A 299-nucleotide genomic window follows, 5' to 3' on the forward strand; every position below is an offset into this window, starting at 1 on the left:
GCACTGGATGTGCGCCTGCGTAATCAGATTCTGGAACTGCTGGTTACCCAGTGTGAACAACGTCAGATGGCAATGTTGCTGATCAGTCACGACCTGCCATTAGTTGCCCAATTTTGCCATCGGGTGCTGGTGATGTATCAGGGAAATAAGGTGGATGAAATGCACGCTGCTGCGCTACCTACAGCAACGCATCCTTACACGCGCACACTGTGGACTTGCCGCCCAAATGCACAAACTTACGGGCAGATGCTGCCGACGCTGGACAGGACGGCAATGACGCCGGAGAAATACCATGACGA

The 299-nt window shown here is 53.5% G+C and carries 1 pseudogene; it reads left to right on the plus strand.

Annotated features, from left to right (window positions below):
- A pseudogene (locus LZP73_RS20005) lies at positions 1-299 on the plus strand (hypothetical protein); the annotation flags it as partial.

This window comes from Shewanella sp. AS16, from assembly GCF_021412365.1.
Classification (GTDB): domain Bacteria; phylum Pseudomonadota; class Gammaproteobacteria; order Enterobacterales; family Shewanellaceae; genus Shewanella; species Shewanella salipaludis.